General features: G+C 38.2%; 13 protein-coding genes. 8 read left to right on the top strand and 5 right to left on the bottom strand.

From position 1 onward, the window contains the following. The first annotated feature begins 6 nt into the window (after positions 1 to 6). The 5 genes from pssD to ACPZ3T_RS28100 all read left to right on the top strand — a co-directional run bounded on the left by pssD (position 7) and on the right by ACPZ3T_RS28100 (position 3,016). Entirely contained in the window at positions 7 to 459 is a 453-nt protein-coding gene (pssD, locus tag ACPZ3T_RS28080; protein WP_490272707.1) for a PssD/Cps14F family polysaccharide biosynthesis glycosyltransferase, read from the top strand. 176 nt (positions 460 to 635) lie between these two features. Continuing rightward, a complete protein-coding gene (locus ACPZ3T_RS28085) occupies positions 636 to 1,139 on the top strand; it encodes a glycosyltransferase (protein ID WP_490272708.1) in 504 nt (167 codons plus the stop codon). A gap of 35 nt (positions 1,140 to 1,174) precedes the next feature. Next, complete coding sequence (locus ACPZ3T_RS28090; RefSeq protein WP_490272709.1) at positions 1,175 to 2,176, top strand: sugar transferase; 1,002 nt, start codon at positions 1,175 to 1,177, stop codon at positions 2,174 to 2,176. A 6-nt stretch (positions 2,177 to 2,182) separates the two neighbouring features. Next, positions 2,183 to 2,653 (top strand): ATP-binding protein, encoded by a 471-nt coding sequence (locus ACPZ3T_RS28095; protein WP_490272710.1) that lies wholly within the window; start codon positions 2,183 to 2,185, stop codon positions 2,651 to 2,653. A gap of 39 nt (positions 2,654 to 2,692) precedes the next feature. Next, positions 2,693 to 3,016: an STAS domain-containing protein gene (locus ACPZ3T_RS28100; protein ID WP_490272711.1), complete on the top strand. Its 324-nt coding sequence runs from the start codon at positions 2,693 to 2,695 to the stop codon at positions 3,014 to 3,016. A 305-nt stretch (positions 3,017 to 3,321) separates the two neighbouring features. Here the strand turns inward: ACPZ3T_RS28100 and hisD are convergent, their stop codons facing one another. From hisD to ACPZ3T_RS28125, 5 genes are all read right to left on the bottom strand, one after another. Further along, on the bottom strand, positions 3,322 to 4,611 hold the full coding sequence (gene hisD, locus ACPZ3T_RS28105) for a histidinol dehydrogenase (RefSeq protein ID WP_490272712.1): 1,290 nt from the start codon (positions 4,609 to 4,611) through the stop codon (positions 3,322 to 3,324). Positions 4,612 to 5,016: 405 nt separating this feature from the next. After that, positions 5,017 to 5,718 carry a response regulator gene (locus tag ACPZ3T_RS28110; protein WP_490272713.1) on the bottom strand — a complete coding sequence of 234 codons (702 nt, stop codon included), beginning with the start codon at positions 5,716 to 5,718 and terminating at the stop codon, positions 5,017 to 5,019. 43 nt (positions 5,719 to 5,761) lie between these two features. After that, complete coding sequence (locus ACPZ3T_RS28115; protein WP_490272714.1) at positions 5,762 to 8,788, bottom strand: ATP-binding protein; 3,027 nt, start codon at positions 8,786 to 8,788, stop codon at positions 5,762 to 5,764. A gap of 107 nt (positions 8,789 to 8,895) precedes the next feature. Continuing rightward, positions 8,896 to 10,161: an IS701 family transposase gene (locus ACPZ3T_RS28120; protein ID WP_015116159.1), complete on the bottom strand. Its 1,266-nt coding sequence runs from the start codon at positions 10,159 to 10,161 to the stop codon at positions 8,896 to 8,898. Positions 10,162 to 10,198: 37 nt separating this feature from the next. Further along, entirely contained in the window at positions 10,199 to 12,439 is a 2,241-nt protein-coding gene (locus tag ACPZ3T_RS28125; RefSeq protein ID WP_490272715.1) for an ATP-binding protein, read from the bottom strand. Between the two features lie 577 nt (positions 12,440 to 13,016). Here ACPZ3T_RS28125 and ACPZ3T_RS28130 point away from each other — a divergent pair. From ACPZ3T_RS28130 to ACPZ3T_RS28140, 3 genes are all read left to right on the top strand, one after another. Further along, positions 13,017 to 16,958 (top strand): response regulator, encoded by a 3,942-nt coding sequence (locus ACPZ3T_RS28130; RefSeq protein WP_490272716.1) that lies wholly within the window; start codon positions 13,017 to 13,019, stop codon positions 16,956 to 16,958. 266 nt (positions 16,959 to 17,224) lie between these two features. Next, entirely contained in the window at positions 17,225 to 18,400 is a 1,176-nt protein-coding gene (locus ACPZ3T_RS28135) for a SpoIIE family protein phosphatase (protein WP_490272717.1), read from the top strand. Positions 18,401 to 19,016: 616 nt separating this feature from the next. Continuing rightward, positions 19,017 to 20,150 carry an ABC transporter ATP-binding protein gene (locus ACPZ3T_RS28140; RefSeq protein ID WP_490272718.1) on the top strand — a complete coding sequence of 378 codons (1,134 nt, stop codon included), beginning with the start codon at positions 19,017 to 19,019 and terminating at the stop codon, positions 20,148 to 20,150. Position 20,151: the final 1 nt, after the last annotated feature.

Genomic DNA, 20,151 nt, shown 5'->3' on the forward strand with positions numbered 1-20,151 from the left:
TAACCTATGAAAGTATTATTAGTTTGCTCCTCCGGTGGACATTTTAAAGGTCTTCAACAATTGCGTTCTTTTTGGGAAAATTATGATCGAGCTTGGGTCAGTTTTAATACAGCCACTACACAAGCTGCTTTGAATGAAGAAAAGGTTTATTGGGCTTATAGTCCTACTAACCGCAATTTTCCTAATTTCGTCAAGAATTTATATCTGGCTTTTCAGGTGATCCGAGAAACTAAACCTGATGTGATTATCTCTACAGGTGCTGGTGTGGCTGTTCCCTTTTTGATTCTCGGAAAACTCTTTGGTAGTCAGACGGTATTTATCGAATCTGTAACTCGAATTGAAACTTTAAGTTTATCCGCCAGATTAGTTTTACCTTTCCTCACCCTTCTATATGTGCAGTGGCCACAACTCCAAGCCCGTTATCCTCAAGCTGAATTAGTCAGCCCCCAAGAGAGTTAAAGAAATTCGCAATTCGTAATTCGTAATTCACAATTCAAACATCCTCTTACACCAATTCACGAAAACCTTGATACAGACGTAAACCCTAAAAGCTTTGCTGCATCTAAGTTTTTTAATTGCGAATTGCGAATTGCGAATTGTGAATTGGTATTACACCCCCACACCCCTACACCCCTATGATTTTAGTAACCGTTGGTACAGAACAATACCCATTTAATCGCCTTATGCACTGGATTGAGGTGTTATTACAGCATGATTTAATTCAAGAGGAAATTGTAGTTCAGTATGGGAACTCGACGATTTTACCGGCTGGTGCAAAGGTTTATCGTTTCCTTAAAGAAGAGAAGTTTCAAGACTTGATTCGCAAAGCTCGAATTGTGATTGCTCACTGTGGTGAAGGAAGTTTATTACTGTTGGATTCTCTGGATAAGCCTTATATTTTGGTGGCTCGTAGTCAGGAGTTTCAAGAACACGTTGATGATCATCAAGTAGAACTAGCTTTAGCACTATCGCAGATTAATGTTCCTATTGCTTGGTGTCCTGGTGATTTGGTGCGATTTATTGATGCTCCTAGACAAGTCTCTGTTTCTGATGTTTCTAAGGCTACTGCGATCGCACTTTGCAATAGTCTAGAAAGCCGTTTTGGTCAAAATTCTCATCAACTACAAGTAAGTATTTAAACACAGATTACACTCGATAATTTAGGTATATAGCAATGGTCACTTCTCCTTCCAAGACACAATTAACTCTTGTCACTACTCGTTTAAACAACACTTTATTAGTGCAGATGCCACCCCGATTAACTGTTTTAGAGGCAATTAAATTCCGAGAGTTATTTAAAAGTTTTGTGGATGATTCTACTATCAACAAAATCATCTTAGATTTTGGACAAACCACAATTATTGATAGTAGTGGTGTTGGTTCAATGATTACTAACCTGAAATTGGCACAAACTAAAAAGGTGGAATTAGTTCTATGGAGTGTGAGTGAGCAAGTTAAATTAGCTTTTGGGTTGGTAGGGTTGGATAAAATTTTAAACATTGAATCTAATACACAACCTACTGCCCCGACTCTGAACCGCAAAATTGAAAAGCGTCCACCCTTAACCCATGCTTCGGTGCGATCGCCAATTAAACGTGCGGTTGATATTGTGGGTGCAGTGCTTGGTTTGGGTGTAACAGCCGTGCTATTTGTACCGATTGCGATCGCTATTAAAATTGATAGTCCAGGGCCTATACTATTTAGTCAAACTCGCTGCGGTTGGATGGGACGAAAATTTCGTATTTGGAAGTTTCGCTCAATGGTGACGAATGCGGAAGCTCTCAAATCTACTATTACAAACCAAGCTTCCGGTGCTTTTTTCAAAAATGATCATGACCCTAGAATTACCCGTGTAGGTCGTTTTCTTCGTAAAACCAGCCTTGATGAATTTCCTCAATTTTGGAATATCCTCAAAGGAGATATGAGTTTAATTGGTACTCGTCCCCCAACTCCTGATGAGTTAGAACATTATGAAATTCACAATTGGCAAAGACTAGATGTAAGACCTGGGCTGAGTGGGGAATGGCAAGTGAATGGCCGCTCAAAGATCCGTGATTTTGAAGATGTGATTAAACTAGATTTGCGTTATCAAGAAAATTGGAGTCTATTTTACGATTTCAAGCTAATTTTGAAAACCATAATTGTTGTTTTTAACAAAGACTCAGGAGCAGTATAAATATCAATGAAAACAGATGCGTTGATCCATAACTCTACGTTGCAAGTTACTAGCGACCTTGACGCAGTGGCAACAGTTGTCAGATGGTTGGAGCAATTCAACCACACACCAGTAAGTTATCAATTATGGTTAGAAGCTCAAACTGCTGTCATTGAAGGTTTTACCAATGTAGTTCGCCATGCTCATCGCCACCTAAATCCTGAAACTCCTGTGGATTTAACTGTCAAAATATCTCATGAATATTTTCAGGTTGCCATTTGGGATCAAGGCGAGATTTTTGATTTTGAATTGGCTTTAGAAAACTTTCATCAAGAAGTTAGCGATCGCGCATTTAATCCTTTAGATCATGAAGCCCATTGGGGGTGCATTTTCTTGCTAAAACTCAGACAAGAATATGGCTGGAAAATTAGCTACACTCGTGAATCTAAAGATAAAAACTGCTTGTTAATGAAAAAAATGTTAGTTCTGAAAAATTAATCATTAGTTATCAAATAAAGGGCAATCACAAAAATGATTATGAATTGCGAAATAAAAGTTATTCAACCTCGTGGGCTGTTTGATGGCAGAAGGGGTAGAAAACTGTATCAAGAAGTAATCGATATGATTGAATCAGGTGTATGCACAGTTTTAATTGATTGTCAAGACATTACCTTTATGGATAGTTCTGGATTTGGAACTCTGCTTTTAACAGTAAAAACAGCCCGACAGAAACAGGTAAGGTTGGTTCTTTGTTCACTTAATGAGCAAATGAGGATGATTCTAGACCTTACTGATACAGCAAAGGTGTTTGAAGTATTTCCTGATCAGGCCTCTTTTCAACAAACTCTTGTTCCCCTATGATTCCTATATAATTGCTACCCTATTAACAACCTGACTTTTCACGTTATGTGGAAAAGTTAACGTAAAATCTAACCCCCTAACCCCCTTCCCTACGGGTGAGGGAAAAAAGGTGTGGGAGGTGTGGGGAGTGTGGAGGGTAATTTTTTGGATACGTAGCTAGAAATCCCACATAAAATTTCGTTCACCCCTTCCCTACTAGCTAAGAGTGAATACGTAGAGACGTTTCATGAAACGTCTCTACATTGGTAGGGGAAAGGTACTTGGCTCTATGGAGAGGGGTTTTCCAGATGCTGTGAAAAGTCAGATTAACAACCTGATTCTAGACGTATCGCCACACTACCAGCGTGAGCCGGCAAACCTTCCGCTTCCGCTAGGGTAACGGCAGCTTGACCAATTTCCTGTAATGCGGCTTGATTACATTCTAAATAAGTAATGCGTTTGACAAAATCGTAGACACTTAAACCAGAGGCAAAGCGCGCGGAACGGGATGTAGGTAGCACATGATTAGGGCCACCTAAATAATCACCAATTGCTTCTGGGGTGTAGCGTCCCAAAAACATACTACCAGCACATTTAATTTGATTGGCGAGTACTTGGGGATTGTCTACACATAATTCTACGTGTTCGGGAGCTAATTGGTTTAATAAAGGGATGCTATCTGCTAGATCATTGACAATAATTACTGCACCATGCTTTTCCCAACTGGTACTAGCGGCTGCTTGAGTCGATAACTGGGGAATAACTTGGTCTACTGCGGTGATAACTTTTTGGGCAAAAGTTTCCGAGTCGGTAATTAAAATAGACTGTGCGCTGGGGTCGTGTTCTGCTTGGGAGAGTAAATCCCAGGCTATCCATTCTGGGTGATTTTTGTCGTCGGCTACCACCAAAATTTCTGAAGGCCCAGCAATACTATCTATACCTACAGTACCAAATACCTGACGTTTGGCTTCAGCAACGTAGGCATTACCAGGGCCAACAATCTTATCTACGGGGCTAATGCTATCTGTACCGTAAGCCAAGGCAGCTATTGCTTGCGCCCCACCAATACTATATATTTCTGTCACACCAGCAACTTGAGCAGCTGCTAATACGGCGGGATTGATTTCCCCGCGAGGCATGGGTACAGTCATCACAATGCGTTCTACACCCGCAATTTTGGCAGGTAGGGCATTCATAAGCAGAGAACTGGGATAACTCGCTCGTCCTCCGGGAACGTAAATACCAACTTGCGAAAGGGCAACCCAATTTAAGCCAAGTTTGACACCTACTGCGTCAGTGTAACCAATGTTTTGGGGTAGTTGCTTTTGGTGGAAAGCAGTAATACGTTGAGCAGCTAATTCTAATGCTGTTTTGACTTCATTCGGGCATTTAGCAGCTTGTTCAGCAATGAAAGTTTGACTCAACCTTAGAGAATCAGGGCTAAAATGGTCAAACCGACTGGTATAGTCTTTAACTGCGGCATCACCACGCACTTTCACATCAGCCAGGATATTATGCACTGTACCACTAACATCAACCGTTGCTTCCCGACGGCTATTAACAAGGGCTTGAAATTGGGGAGTAAAGTTTGTGTCGGTTGTTTTCAGGAGTTGCATGGACAGTTTCTCTGAGCTAGTGCAGGTTTGCAGTAGGAACAATATTTAGTGTAGAACGCTAGTCAGTCATCGTGCAAAATTAATTCACAGAGTAGTAGGGTGTGTTACGGCAGTGTGATGATTTGAGTATGAGCGACAGTTGCAAAGAAATTGTAGGTTGGGTTGACGCGAGGAAACCCAACACCAGCATCTATAGTTAAGTTTTCGATATTTATGTTGGGTTTCGTTCCTCAACCCAACCTACATCTAATCCACTATTTTAGCTGTGTCAGTCCAGTAGGGTGTGTTAGCAGCGAGAGTACAACACCTAGCACCAAGCCCTGTGGTGCGTTACGGCTTACGCCTAACACACCCTACACATACTTAGATTTTTTCAGAAATCAAATACTAGTCCTATATAGATGTTCAACCTTTTTTAATTGCAGTTGTTAATTTATTACCAATCTCCTCCAGACGCTCAGTACCAAATTTCATAGATATCATGATCTCAGACAAATCTGATACTAAATCTTCCCTTCCAATGTCTTTAATACTGTGCAGAATTTCCGGTGATATCTCAGTAAATTGTTGCTGATATGTTTGCAGATTACTAATCAGGTCTTTAATTACTAGTTGTGCTTCTTGAAGATTACTAGATATCCAGTTAATAGGATTTTCTAGCTCATCTAATGATGCGGTCAATGATTCATTGACTACGGATAGTGTAGATTTATTTTGTTTTAGCTTATACATATAAGCTAAAGTACGACTAATACTATTTTCTAGGTCTTGAAAGTCAAGAGGTTTATTGATAAAGTCACAAGCTCCTAAATTCATAGCTTGTCTAATCATTTTTAAATCTTCGTATGCTGACACAATAATAGCTTTAGTGTCTTCATGAAATTCGCGGATTTTAGCCAGTAAAGTCAATCCGTCCATTTCGGGCATATTAATGTCAGTAATTACCAAATTGATTAAAGGATTTTCTTGCAATTTTTCTAGTGCTTCTATACCATTATAGGCAAAAATAAACTCGTATTCTCCTTTACGGATTTGATTTCTAAAATAATGGGAAACTAACCGTTTAATTAGTTTCTCATCATCTACAAATAATATATATTCTGTCATAAATTGAATCCTAAAATGATGTTGCTGATTGTTGATGGATAAACTATGAAATTGGTATGGTTATCAGAAATTCTGTGTATTCTCCTACTTCCGTATTGACTTGAATATCTCCTTGGTGTTGACCAACAATAATATCTTGAATGATCGATAATCCTAAACCTGTACCATCTCCAGCAGGCTTAGTAGTAAAAAAGGGATTGAAAATTTTATCAATTAAATCTGGTGCAATTCCCTGGCCATTGTCTCGAATAGTAATGGAGAAAAACTTGCCTAAATTTTGGGTTTTGACGAAAAGTTTAGGGATGAATTGTTTACCAACCTCCTGTTTTTTCTTGTAAGCCGCATAACAAGCATTATCAATAATATTAATCAAGGCTCGATTGATATCTTGAGAAACAATAGATACCTCTGGTAGCGTGGAATCGTACTCGGTTTCTAGAGTTATATTAAAGCCTTCCCACTTATTGACTAGACTATGATAGGCGAGTTGGATAGCAGTGGCAACTAAAGCATTGAGATCGGTGATTTGTGGTTGACTATTACTATCAGTTCTAGCCACAAGTAACATATTCTTAATGATATTATCTGCCCTGAGTCCTTGTTGTTTAACTTCTGTGACATTTTCCACTATGTCATGGAGTGTTTCTTTGATGTACCCCCATGATTCTGGATTTAAAAACTCAGATTGAGATTCAAGTTCTGCAAGTGCATCCTGTGCTAAGTCAGCAGAAATTTCCGCGAAATTATTGACAAAGTTGAGAGGATTTCTAATTTCATGGGCTACTCCGGCTGTGAGTAAACCCAGTGATGCGAGTTTTTCTTGAGCAATAATTTTATTTTGGGCTGCTTTTAATTCTTGTGTTCTTTCTTCGACTTTAATTTCTAGAGTCCGGGAGTATTCTTCTAGTTGTTCATACAGTAAGGCATTTTCTAGAGAAATTGCTGCTTGAGAGCATAATAGCTGTAAAATGGCTAGGCGATCGCTAGTAAATGCCCCAAGCGTCAAATTGTTTTCTAAATACAGAATCCCTAGAAATTTTCCTTGATTAATAATGGCTGTGGCTAATACAGATTTTGGTTGCTCAGATTGAATATAAGGATCATTTCCAAAGTTAGATTCATCTGTTGCATCACTCAAAACCACATTTTCATGAGTTCTTGCCACATAATTAATCACAGATAAAGGCAGAATATCTTCAACCAAAGGTCTAGCAGGTTCTACAGTAATCACTCCTAGCTTATCAACGCAAATCTCTATTCCCAGTTTTTCCTGGCGGTTGAGAATTAAACAGCCATGAGAAGCACCAGCATTTTCAATAGCGATGGACATCAATTTTTGCAACAATTCACTTAAGACTATTTCCCCAGAGATGACTTGTGATGCTTTAATCACAGTTGCTAAATCTAAAGATTCACTATGATCAGTTTGAGTTGTTGTCACACTATTATGAGTAGTCAAAGATTTTTTACGATTACTGACTACTGCTTTTTTGTCTAGCAAGTAGGGATATTTAGCTAATAAATCTTCTACTTTACGGGTAGCACCCCACAATTGATAGCTGTAGTGAGCTTCTATCATGTAGAGTTGGGCAATATTTTCTTTACCTTGACTGAGCCAGAACTTAGCTGCTAGTTCATTACCTAATGCCACATTTTGGATAAATTCATGTTCTTGTGCTGATGCAATAGCTTGATCATATAGGTTTATTGCCTCCAAATGTTGACCAGATAAACGAGCCATTTCGGCGGCAATCAAAAGATACTTATGCAAGAAATTTTCGTGGCTATTATCTGCCCAAATTCGCATCAGTTCTTGATTAAGAATTAGTTTCTGCCAATACTCTTTTTTTGCTTCTTCAGTAAGTTGGGGATATATAGATGTGATGATTAATGATTGGGCAAAATTTTGATCAGCTACAGGAATCAGCCCTTTCAAATAATCCAAATACTTTTCTGCTTCTAGAGAATATTTAAGTGCCTCTAAACCTTCGTCATAAAAATAGAGAACCTGAGATTTTAAAGTCAGATAGCAGAATAAAGGTGCAAAACTATTACGTTCTCGACAACCTGCTAAATAGTCTGCCTCACTAATTTCACTACTATCAAAATTTAATCTTTCTGATGTTCTAGCAGTCAAATTGAACAAACCTAAACGGGCTGCTAACATAGTATCCTTTGCCCATTGGTTCTGATTTTTATGCACGAATTGTAAGCCATTATCTAGTTCTGATAATACATCTACTAAAGGCACTCCTTCAAAGAGAGTGTTAAATACTTGGAATGCCAGAATATACCCAGCAAATTGTAAATCTCCTGACTCTAAACCTGCGTGATATCCTTCTTGATTAATTGATCGTGTAAATTTGATGTGTTTCACCCAATTTGTTTGAAAATTCGCCAATACAAAACAGGCTTTACATTTTTGTGCTAAGTTATCGAATTTTTCACTAACTTGCAGAGCTAATTTACCGAACTCATAACCCTGTTGATAGTCTCGCCAAACAGCACCTAGTAACATCCCATAGTTGGTATATCCCTTGACTGATTCTCCTAAATTGCCATATTTAAGAGATAAATTTAATAGCTCTAAAACTACTATTATGTAAAGTTTTTGGTCTGCGAGATAACTAGCAGGGTCAATATTCATTAACAGATTTAAAGCTACTATTTTCTCAGGAATTACCATGTCTGGTTTATTAATTAATCCGGCAATATCCTGATTTTCTAAAAGTTGCTTGGTTTCCTTGAGTAAAATCTCTAAAGCTGGTTCAAAATTTGATTCTGGTAAGTGAATATCTAACAATGCTAAACCTTTACGTCCGGCTACAATAGCATCACTTAATCTTCCTAGTAGAGTATATTGAACGATGAGAAGATTATAAATTTTAGCTTTTTCTAAGTTAGTTTTAGTCCGCTCCAACATCACCGCAATGAGAGCTTGGGAATCTTCAAAATTACCAAGTAAATATTCAACCTCTGACCTTTCTAGATGTAAACTTAAGGTTAAATCGTAGTGTTCTTGCCAAGGCTCACCAGGTAACACTTCCATACCTGCAATTAAATATTGCAAAGCAGCACTATAAGCTGTCGCTTCTTTGGCTTTCTTGCTCGCAGCTAAATTTAATTGAGATAATTCAATCTTTTCGTCATTATTGACTAGCGGGACTTAGACAAAAATCAAGCCCAAATGTAACCCAAACTAGCTTTGTAAGCAGCAAACACGTCACGATTTAAGTTCAACCAATCAATAAATCGAAAAGACATGGCTGTTCTGAAAGCTTCTAAAGCTTCAGTAAAAGTATTTAAAGGTTTGTTTGCCCACCGTCGTCTTAATCCTCCAGTTAACTGATGCCAAAGAATAAAAGTATAGGCACAGAAAACCAAAATAAAATGGCGCAGTAAACTCCTTTTATCACGAACTTGATATTCTTTAAGTCCTAACCATCCTTTAGCTTCCCTGTAAAAAACTTCTACCCAATTCCTTTGAGAATATGTATCAACTATCCATTGTGGTGTAACAATTGATGAAGATATATTAGTGATGAAGTAGTCAATATCGGTGGCTGCTGAGAAAGTAGAAGCATTCATGACGATAGCAATATTTCGCTTTCCAGTTAAACTTGATATTTCCACTTCACAAGTTACTACCCATAATGTTTTGGGTTTATCCAAATCTGTTTGAATTTCTGTGAAAGCCTCTTTGGGTAAGCTCTGGGCTAATTCATCTAACCGAATTGTTTGTTGAATATTATCTGTTTGATTAACTGTTACTTTTCGATTTTTAGCTAATCCTCCTAAATATTTTAATTGCCGTTTTTCCAACTCTAATAAAAATGATGTATTGTTGCCATATCCAGCATCTACAATTACTATCCCAGGTTGATATTTTCTGTTTAGGGCTTGATCTATTAACTTGATTGCTAGTTCTGGTTTTTTCTCAAATAGAGGATCTTGTTTTCCTTGAGCTAAAGAATCAGCGTGTTGATATAACTCTATATCTAACGGTAAGCTTTTTCTGCCATCATATAAATGCGTTGTTACTACTACGATTCCATTATCTGTTTTGCCAATTTCTCCAATATACTGTCTCCCCACACCAGCAGTAAAATTACCACTTTTTCTATGACCAGAATCATCAATTATTAAGCTAAAACCTCTACTAATTCTCGTTTGACTGCACTTATTCATGATTTCCAATCGACGCTCATTCACCTGCCCACTAGACCAAGGTGCTTCGGTCAAAAAGTGATGTAATCGGTGGTAAGTTACACCTACAGCATTATCCGCCATTTGAAACAGGTTTTTCCTCTCACTTTCCCCCAGTAATCCCCCTATATAGTGTCTAAACTCTCTTTTTTGAGCTTTATGAGTAAACACATCATCAAATCTTTGACACCATCTTTCAAAGCACGGGGGCATCGCTGTGGGAGTGGTTTCTTTCATGAGCTTTTTCTAACGTGAAAGCTATGTTAGTTAAGCATTATACTCTTTTTTGGCTTAATTTTTGTTTAAGTCCCGCTAGTAATTCTCGTCCTAAATTGAGATGATCAACAACTTCAAATATTCTATTTACAAGTTCATTTTGGGATATATTATGTAATAATAACTGTCCGATTTGCAGATGAATGCTTTTCTTATTATTTTCATCAATTAAAGCATATGCCGCTTGTTGCACGCGGTCATGCAAAAAGCGATAGTTGATAATCATCAGGGGAGATGCGATCAAATTTGCTTCGGTAATTTCCAAGTCAGAAGTAGGTATAATTAGTCCTTCTTGAGTAGCAGGGGAAATATCTCTAAATGTTTGAATGATGGATTTTTCCGAAATAATTGCCAGGGTATTTAAATCAAAACTATTACCTACACAAGCTGATAACTGGAGAATATGTTGGGTGTTTTGAGATAGCTTTCTTAACTTGCTAATCATTAAATCTACAACATTATCTGTGATACCCATTTCCTCAATTTGGTCAATATTCCACTGCCAAATCAAGTTCTCTAAATCAAATAAGAGGAGGTTTTCTTGATATAATGTCTTTAAAAATTGACTAACAAAAAAGGGATTACCACCTGTTTTACTTTCTACTAGTTTAGCTAAGGGTTCTACAGAAATTAAATCGCTGTATAGACTGTCAGAAATTAGTTGAGTAATATGCTCTAATGTCAGGGGTGCTAAGGTAATCTCCTCAATAATAAAGCCGGCTTTCTTTAAGGATTCAATAGTAATGATGGTGGGATGATTAATATCTACTTCGTTATCTCGGTATGCACTAATCAGAAATAAATATCCTAGGGCTTCATCTCTCATAATTAGGTCAATTAATTTGAGAGTAGCAGAATCAGCCCATTGTAGGTCATCTAAAAATATGACTAATGGGTGTGCTTGTTGGCAAAATACACGAATGAAGTTTTGAAAGACAAGGTTAAAACGGTTTTGTGATTCTGCGGGGCCTAATTCTTGTACTGGTGGTTGATGTCCAATAATTAGTGCTAACTCTGGTATAACATCAATAATTACCTGTCCGTTGATTCCTAAAGCTGTTAAAATTTTCTTTTTCCATGTTTGCAGTTGACTTTCGCTTTCTGTGAGGAGTTGACGAATGAGAGATTGAAAGGCTTTAACTACTGCACTATATGGAATATTTTTTTGAAATTGGTCAAATTTACCTGCAATAAAATATCCTCGTTTTTCGGTAATCGGTTTATAAATTTCCTGTACTAATGTGGATTTGCCAATACCAGAGTAACCACTTACCAACATCATTTCTGTATTACCAGTAGTAACTCTGGTAAAAGCTGTGAGGAGAGCATCAATTTCTGTTTCTCTACCATAGAGTTTTTGTGGAATTTTAAATTGATCAGAAATATCTTGACTTCCCAAGGTAAATGAAGGGATTTTACCTTGACGATATTGCATCAAACAAAACTCTAAATCGGCTTTAATACCCAAAGCACTTTGATATCTTTCCTCCGCAGTTTTTGCCATTAATTTCATGACAATATCGGATAGGGTTTTGGGTATATCTGGATTGATTATATGTGGTGAAATTGGTTGTTTCGCTAGATGACAATGGACTAATTCTAAAGAATCATCAGTGTCAAAAGGAAGTTTTTGAGTTAGTAATTCATACAATGTCACACCCAGGGAGTAAAAGTCAGTGCGATAATCGAGGGTGCGGTTCATTCTCCCTGTTTGTTCCGGCGACATATAGGCGAGAGTACCTTCTAAAACATTGGGATGTTTGAGGGTAGTATTTTCACGAGTGAAAACTGTAGCAATACCGAAGTCAATAATTTTCACTACTCCGGTTTTGGGGTTAAAAACTATATTAGAGGGGTTAATATCTTTGTGAATGATATTAGCGGCATGGATTTGCGCTAAAGTGTCGGTGATTTTAATGGCGATCGCTAAAAATTCTTCTAGAGAGTTAAAATGATCATAATTCCTGAGTGAATCCCCACCAAAATCTTCCAGGATAATCACTAAAGTTTTTTGATAGGGTACTAAATTATAAGCTTTCACCACTCCATCTAGATGTAAATTTTGGGTGATTTCATACTCTTGCTTATATCGAGTTAATTCTGCTGATGTCGGATAATCTTGCTTGAGAACTTTCAAAATTACAGCTTGATGATCTTGCTGCCGAATACTCCGATAAACTTCGGAATTATAACTTTCATAAATTTTTTCTAATATTTGATAACCAGCAAGTTTGATCATAGCTATTTGCGGATTTGCATATCTGAAGATTATAAAGATATTGTTCCCAAAACTAGAGGATGTTACACAAGTCTCTAGGAAAAATTAGTCAAATATATTATAAGGTTTCCAGGAATACAAATTATAAGCTATTGTTACAAAATTGACATTTAACTTTTCTAGGATCAAGATAGTAAGTATTGATGGTTTACTCAAATCAATTCATCTAATTGACTTTTGTACTTTCCGTACTTAAGTAGGAGTAGAAAATGTAAGTAAGGAAAATAACTCTTTCAAGCAACGTCTGTGAAACCAGATACCAGGTTGAAATTGTAAAATAAAAGTTTACTCTTAATATATACTCATAATCAATGTACAATGGCAGCATTTTTCATACCTATGTATTTACGAAGATTCACATTCTTGTCTTCAATATATATACGGTTGAGATAACTAAGTCATCCAAAGATAATTGACAATAATTAATTAAAAATACTGTATTTAGACATTCTGCAAACATGACTAATTAAACAAATTATTTTTCAACTAGTATTAATACTTACTTAAATAAAACAATTGACAATTGAGTTTTAATATTATGACTACTGCACAAAATCATGAATTAAGAAACTTCAATATTACACCTGAACAATTTGCAGAATTATTTCCCTTTCATTTGGTAATAGATCGGGAAATGAAAATTGTGCAGGTTGGCCGATTACTTCAGCGTATGCTTGAACCTGTGGTGCTAGTTGGTAGTTCCCTAGCAGAACATTTTGAGATTAATCGCCCCAACTGTCCAGTGAACTTTGCAGCAATTATACAGCGATCGCGCTCTCTGTTCCTGCTAAAATCCCAGCATCAAGAAATGTCCCTCAAAGGACAGATGTTATATCTAGAAGCATTTGATCATCTTTTATTTATTGGCTCTCCTAACATTAGCGATATTGCTCAGTTGAAAAAATTAGACCTGAGCCTGAATGATTTTCCCTTCTATGACTCTGTTGTCGATAATTTATTTCTTTTACAGACTCAGAATACCGCCCTCGCAGATGCCCAAAAACTTACAACCGAACTCAAATCTCAACAGACAGAATTACGCGCCACAGTATTACTCTTAGCTAGGCTAATTGAAAGTTTACAAGTTGGTATTCTACTAGAAGATAGCACTAGAAATATTATTCTAGCGAATCACGAATTTTGTCATCAGTTTGCCATCCCCTTCCCTCCAGAAGCTTTACAGGGTATGGATTGTCAGCAACTAGCTAAAGACACTCAAAAACTGTTTGCTCAACCAGAGCAATTTATGTGGTACTTAGAAGAGGTGATTAGCCAGGGAAAATTAGCTCTTAATCAAGAATGGCAGATGCAAGATGGACGCACCTTAGAACTGGACTATATACCCATCTTACTTGAGCAAAAATTGTATGGTCATCTGTGGAAATATCGGGATATTACCGACAGAAAAAAATCCGAAAATGCCCTGAAATTAAGTGAAGAAAGATTAAAGTTAGCCCTAGAAGCCGTAGATGAGGGAATTTGGGATTGGAATTTAGTCACAGGAGAAGTTTATCGTAGTCCACGCTGGTTTACCATGCTAGGCTACAGCCCAGATGAACTAGACAAAGAAATTAAATTAACAAATGGGTTAATCCATCCAAAGGATTTACCCCAAATGCAACAAAAGTTAAAAGCCCATCTCAAAGGTGAAACTCCTGTATATGAGGCCGAAATCCGCTTACTAACCAAATCTGGTGAATGGAAGTGGATTCTAGACAGGGGTAAATTAGTCAGTCGTGATTCCCAAGGGAAAGCTGTGCGAATGGCGGGAACACATTTAGATATTACTGAGCGCAAACAAGCTGAAGCCGAACTCCAACAGCAATATCAACAAGCCTTACTGTTTAAACAAATTACCGAAGAAATTCGTCAGTCTTTAAAACTAGAAAAAATCCTCAAAACCGCAGTAAAAGAAGTCCAAAGGATTTTGCAGGCCGATCGCGTCTTGATTTTCCAAATTAACCCTGATGGTTCTGGTAAAGTTGTGCAGGAAGCTGTAGTGCCAGGATGGTCAATAACTTTAGATCAAGATATTAATGATCCTTGTCTCAAGGATGGATATCTTGATTTTTATCGTGGTGGAAGAATAACTGTCATTCCCGATATAGAGCAAGCAGGATTTAAAGCTTGTCATGTGGAATTTTTACAGCAATTTCAAGTTAAAGCTAACTTAGTTGTCCCCATTTTGATCAGAGAAGATTTATGGGGTTTATTGATTGCACATCAATGCGATCGCCCCAGGCAATGGACTAATCAAGAATTGGATCTGCTCAAGCACCTCGCAAATCAAATGGGTATTGCTCTCAACCAAGCCCAGTTACTATCTCAAGCCAGCCATCAAGCTGAACTCTTAGCACAACAAAATGAAGAATTGAATCTTGCCAAGCAAACGGCAGAAAATGCCAACATGGCTAAAAGCAACTTCCTCGCTACCATGAGCCATGAAATTCGTACCCCCATGAATGCCATTATCGGCATGACTGGAATACTTTTAGATACGACTTTAAACCCTGAGCAACTTGATTGTGTAGAAACTATCCGTAACAGTGGCAACGCTTTATTAACAATAATCAATGATATTCTCGATTTTTCTAAAATTGAGTCTGGCAATTTAGAGTTAGAAGCACAACCCTTTGACTTACAAACCTGTGTAGAAGAAGCTTTAGATTTATTAGCACCTCAAGCCGCTTCCAAAGGCATTGAATTAATGTATCAACTAGAATCTGACACACCAACTTTAATGATTGGTGATATTACTCGTTTGCGTCAGATTCTCTGGAATTTAATCAGTAATGCCGTCAAATTTACTAGTGAAGGAGAAATAATCGTAGCGATCGCCTCTCGCCAGTTAGTTCCGCAGAAATACGAGTTAAAATTTGCAGTTCAGGATACAGGTATTGGCATTCCAGGCGATCGCTTACATCGACTGTTCAAGCCCTTTAGTCAAGTAGACGCTTCTATGACCCGACGTTATGGCGGTACTGGGTTAGGATTAGCTATCAGTAAGCGTCTGTGCGAAATCATGGGTGGTAAAATGTGGGTGGAAAGTGAACTTAACAAAGGTTCTACCTTCTATTTCACCAGCATTTTGCCAGTTCAACCCTCTCATATTGAGAACGCTTGCAGCATTGATTCAGAATTAGTTGGTAAGCGAATCCTACTAGCAGTAGGTAACACCAACCTGAGAAAATGCTTAACTTTACAACTCCATACCTTGGGCTTATCTGTCCACACCGTTGAATCTAATGCTACTGCCTTACATTATTTGTGGGAACAAAAACCATTTGATCTAGCAATATTAGATATTGATGATCTAAACTTTCATCAACTCAACCTGACAGCGAAAATCCGAGCCATACCAAAATACCGAGAGCTACCTTTAGTCATGCTAAGTTCCAAAGGCAAGCAAACCTTAGAAGTTAAGCAGATAGCAGCAGAGTTTACAGCCTTTCTACACAAACCTGTGCGGCAATATCAATTACATAATACCCTCTTGCAAATTATTCGCGGTAGCTGGTTGAAGACAGTAGATCCTAAAGTTATCATCCCCTCTTACTCCCGATTCCCCACAACCAATCGCCCGGCTATTGATACCCAACTAGCCCAAAGCTCACCATTGAAAATTCTGCTAGTTGAGGATGTGTTAGTCAATCAAAGAATTGCCCTAAAAATGCTGCAAAAGTTAGGCTATCGGGCAGATATAGCTAATAATGGCTGTGAAGCATTAGAAGCCCTACAAAGACAACTCTATGATGTTGTATTTATGGACATCCAAATGCCAGAAATGGATGGGTGGGAAACAACTCACCGCATTCGCACAGACTTCTCCCCAACAGTGCAACCTTGGATTATTGCCATGACAGCCCATGCACGCCCAGAGGATGAGCAGCGATGCTTAATGGCGGGTATGGATGACTATATCAGTAAACCCATTAGTATTGAGGCACTGGAAGTAGTTGTGAAAAAATTGCTGGATGAGCAAGGGGAGGCAGGGGGGCAGGGGTGTAGGGGTGCGGGGGAGGCAGGGGGGACAAGGGGGATAGGGGAGACAAGGGAGACAGGGGAGCATGATTCTCCAATGCCCAATGCCCCATGCCCCATGCCCCATTCCCAATCCCCAATTACCACTAAGCCAGTGCTTGACCACAAAACTATAGAATATCTACGGAAAATAACCGGTAGTGAAGCTAATATCCTGATTGCTGAACTGATCGAGATTTATATACAAGATACACCAGTTCAAATCCAGGCGATTGAGCAAGCTTTAGCGGCTGGAGAACGAGACAATCTCAAAAAAGCGGCTCATGCTTTGCGATCGCCTAGTGTTAGTCTAGGCGCACTTACCTTGGGCGAAATCTGTGCCACTTTGGAAAATTCAGCAAATCAACAAACATTAGAGCAATTATCTAGTCTGGTTGATCAGCTGAAAAACGAATATAACAATGTTATCAACGCTCTCCCCAAATATTTGGAAGACTAGAGAATAGATAATGGGGGATATTTTCGGCTTTCAGTTCTCATGGTTGCCGTGGGAGGAATTTTTAGCTACTTTCAAATTTATTTCTGATTTTTATTTTATCGAATAAAATATGTTAACCAATCTCAAATCTCTAACCTCCGCGCCCTTGTGGTCGGGGTCAATCTAAAATCCGTCTTGAAAAGTTTCCTACGGCGGGAAACCCGCCTACAGAACTTTCCGCAAAATCCAAAATCCAAAATTGATTGACAATTGCAATCAATGATAATATGCCTAAAATACCTGATTCCAAAGTTAAAGTTTTAGTAATTGATGATGATCGCATTATCCAACTAATTCTCAAAGGTACACTAGAAGAACAAGGATATGAAGTGATTCTTGCTTCTACTGGGATGCAAGGGTTGGAAAAAGCTCATAAATATTATCCGGCGATCATTATTTGTGATTGGCAAATGGATGAAATGGATGGCTTGGAAGTGTGCCGAGAAATTAAATCTCAACCATTTCTAGCAAATACCTTTTTTATCTTGCTCACTTCAAGAACATCTGTAGAAGACCGGGTAGAAGGCTTAGATACAGGTGCAGATGATTTCTTGAGTAAACCTATTGAGATGAATGAATTAAAAGCACGGGTGCGCGCTGGACTCAGACTATATCAAGCCAATAGAGAACTTCAGAGATTAGCTAAAGATTTAAAAGTCCAAAAGCATCTTTTAGAAATAGAGTTAAAAGAAGCTGCTGATTATGTGACATCTATTCTGCCTGAACCAATGTCAGGAACTGTTAATATTAATTCTAAGTTTTTACCCTGTCGTCAACTTGGTGGTGATTGCTTTGATTATTATTGGCTAGATGATGAGCATTTAGTTATCTATCTTCTAGATGTTTCTGGACATGGATTAGCTGCGGCTCTACCTTCAATTTCTGTGCATAATTTATTGCGATCGCATTCTCTGCCAAAAGCAAAACTACATCAACCATCTGAAGTGCTTCAAGATTTGAATGAAATATTTCAAATGGATAAACATAATGCTCAATATTTTACAATTTGGTATGGTGTTTTTAACCGCAGTTCTTATCAATTAACCTATGCTAGTGCTGGACATCCTCCAGCTTTACTGTTTTCTCCATCCCCTGAATCTGGTTTAGAAATTGAACGATTATCTACCCCCAGTCTACCCATCGGAGCTTTTGCAGAAGCTGAATATCACAATGTAGTATGTAATATTCAACCAGCTAGTACACTTTATGTTTTTAGTGATGGAATTTATGAAATAGAAAAGTCTAATGGTACTATGTGGAATTTAGAAGGATTTATAAATTTCTTAACTTTATATAATCAATCATTAAATATGAAGTTAGAATTTATTTTAGAAGATATTAAAAATTATACAAATAGTCAAATATTTGCAGATGATTGTTCTTTTTTAGAAATCAAATTTTAACTAATTGTGTATAAAAAGTTACGTTTTTTTGATGGCGATCGCCATCAAAATCATTCAGTTTTAACTAAAATCTTACCATCATTTCAAAACTTAATTAGGGTTTGCTCAACTCCCTTCTCTACTTCCCTGCGGGACACGCGTAGCTTGCTTCTCCGTTCGCGGAGCGTGTCGTAGACACAGGCTGCGCCAACGGGAGAGGGTTGGGGGTTTAACAGTTATCAGTCCTGACGGCGTATCGGCGTAGGTTTAAACCCGCCACCAACGCACTGCACCAATTGGTGGGGGACTTCAACCCATAAAAGAACTGATAATACCAATTCTCTAAATCCCGGCTACAGATAATTCTTCCCCTGCCCCCTGCCATCTATGTGTAGGTTTATTTTGGAGAATTGGTATAACTGGTCACTGGTCACTGGTCACTGTTAAATCCCGCATCACAGGCAGCCCCCGTTCTTCGTTAATTTTGAATTGATTCATCTGTGTAACAATTGGGAACATTATTTTTGGCACAGAGGTTTTCGGCGGATACAATAAACGCAAGAGAGATGTTCTGTCTGCTTAATCAGCTACATTAAGTGGCAAAATTACGTAAAATCGCGGCATTCTACTAAAGATTATGGCTCAAACTGTAACCCCGCATCAGAGAGGAATTGTGGCTTTTCAACCGCTTGATGTTGAACTGCGGAATGTGTTCAAATTTTTTAACCAAGAACCAGCAGTACACGGGATAGATTTAGATATTAGACAGGGAGAGTTTTTTAGTATTTTAGGGCCTTCTGGTTGTGGTAAAACTACTACACTGCGTCTGATTGCTGGGTTTGAACGGGTGGATGCGGGTAAGTTATTGATTCAGGGTCAGTCAATGACTGATATACCTCCTTATCGTCGCCCTGTGAATACAGTATTTCAAAGCTATGCTTTATTTAATCATCTGAATGTGTGGAATAATATCGCCTTTGGACTACGGTTGAAAAAACAGAAACTGGGTAAAGGTGAAATTGAAAGTCGAGTCACCGAAGCTTTAAAGTTGGTGAAAATGGAAAGTTTGCGATCGCGTTTTCCGCATCAACTTTCCGGCGGTCAACAGCAAAGGGTAGCATTAGCTAGGGCTTTAGTGAATCGTCCGGCTGTGGTGTTGTTAGATGAGCCTTTGGGGGCGTTAGATTTGAAACTCCGTAAGGAAATGCAGGTGGAGTTATCAAATTTACACAAAGACCTCGGTTTAACATTCATTATGGTGACGCACGACCAAGAAGAAGCGTTATCATTAAGCGATCGCATTGCGGTGATGAATCAAGGCAAAATTGAGCAAATTGGTACTCCTAGCGAAATTTACGAGCGTCCTAAGACATCTTTTGTAGCAGATTTTATTGGGGATACAAATTTATTTAGCGGCGAAATCACAGCCGTGGAAGCTTCACTAGTGCAAGTTGTTACTAAAACCGGACTAACTCTTGTAGTAAATCGCACTGAAGATACACCAACAGAACTCCTCAAAACTGTAGTCGTCAGTATCCGCCCAGAAAAAATCCAGCTGTCGTTATATCAGCCGACTTTAGTACACAATTGCTTTGAAGGCAGACTAGTTAATGTGATGTATTTAGGTACTCACGTTAATTATGTTGTGGAATTAATTAACGGCATCACTATTAATGTTTTACAACCTAATACCTTTGGTAGTTTACCAGATCGCAATACACCTATTTACGCTTGGTGGGCAGAAGATGATTGTTTAGCTATTGATTCTTAAC

This window comes from Aliinostoc maniaoense (assembly GCF_058172895.1).

Coding starts and splice junctions, on each gene's coding strand:
- pssD (WP_490272707.1), top strand. CDS start 7: ATGAAAGTATTATTAGTTTGCTCCTCCGGTGGACATTTTAAAGGTCTT.
- ACPZ3T_RS28085 (WP_490272708.1), top strand. CDS start 636: ATGATTTTAGTAACCGTTGGTACAGAACAATACCCATTTAATCGCCTT.
- ACPZ3T_RS28090 (WP_490272709.1), top strand. CDS start 1,175: ATGGTCACTTCTCCTTCCAAGACACAATTAACTCTTGTCACTACTCGT.
- ACPZ3T_RS28095 (WP_490272710.1), top strand. CDS start 2,183: ATGAAAACAGATGCGTTGATCCATAACTCTACGTTGCAAGTTACTAGC.
- ACPZ3T_RS28100 (WP_490272711.1), top strand. CDS start 2,693: ATGAATTGCGAAATAAAAGTTATTCAACCTCGTGGGCTGTTTGATGGC.
- hisD (WP_490272712.1), bottom strand. CDS start 4,611: ATGCAACTCCTGAAAACAACCGACACAAACTTTACTCCCCAATTTCAA.
- ACPZ3T_RS28110 (WP_490272713.1), bottom strand. CDS start 5,718: ATGACAGAATATATATTATTTGTAGATGATGAGAAACTAATTAAACGG.
- ACPZ3T_RS28120 (WP_015116159.1), bottom strand. CDS start 10,161: ATGAAAGAAACCACTCCCACAGCGATGCCCCCGTGCTTTGAAAGATGG.
- ACPZ3T_RS28125 (WP_490272715.1), bottom strand. CDS start 12,439: ATGATCAAACTTGCTGGTTATCAAATATTAGAAAAAATTTATGAAAGT.
- ACPZ3T_RS28130 (WP_490272716.1), top strand. CDS start 13,017: ATGACTACTGCACAAAATCATGAATTAAGAAACTTCAATATTACACCT.
- ACPZ3T_RS28135 (WP_490272717.1), top strand. CDS start 17,225: ATGCCTAAAATACCTGATTCCAAAGTTAAAGTTTTAGTAATTGATGAT.
- ACPZ3T_RS28140 (WP_490272718.1), top strand. CDS start 19,017: ATGGCTCAAACTGTAACCCCGCATCAGAGAGGAATTGTGGCTTTTCAA.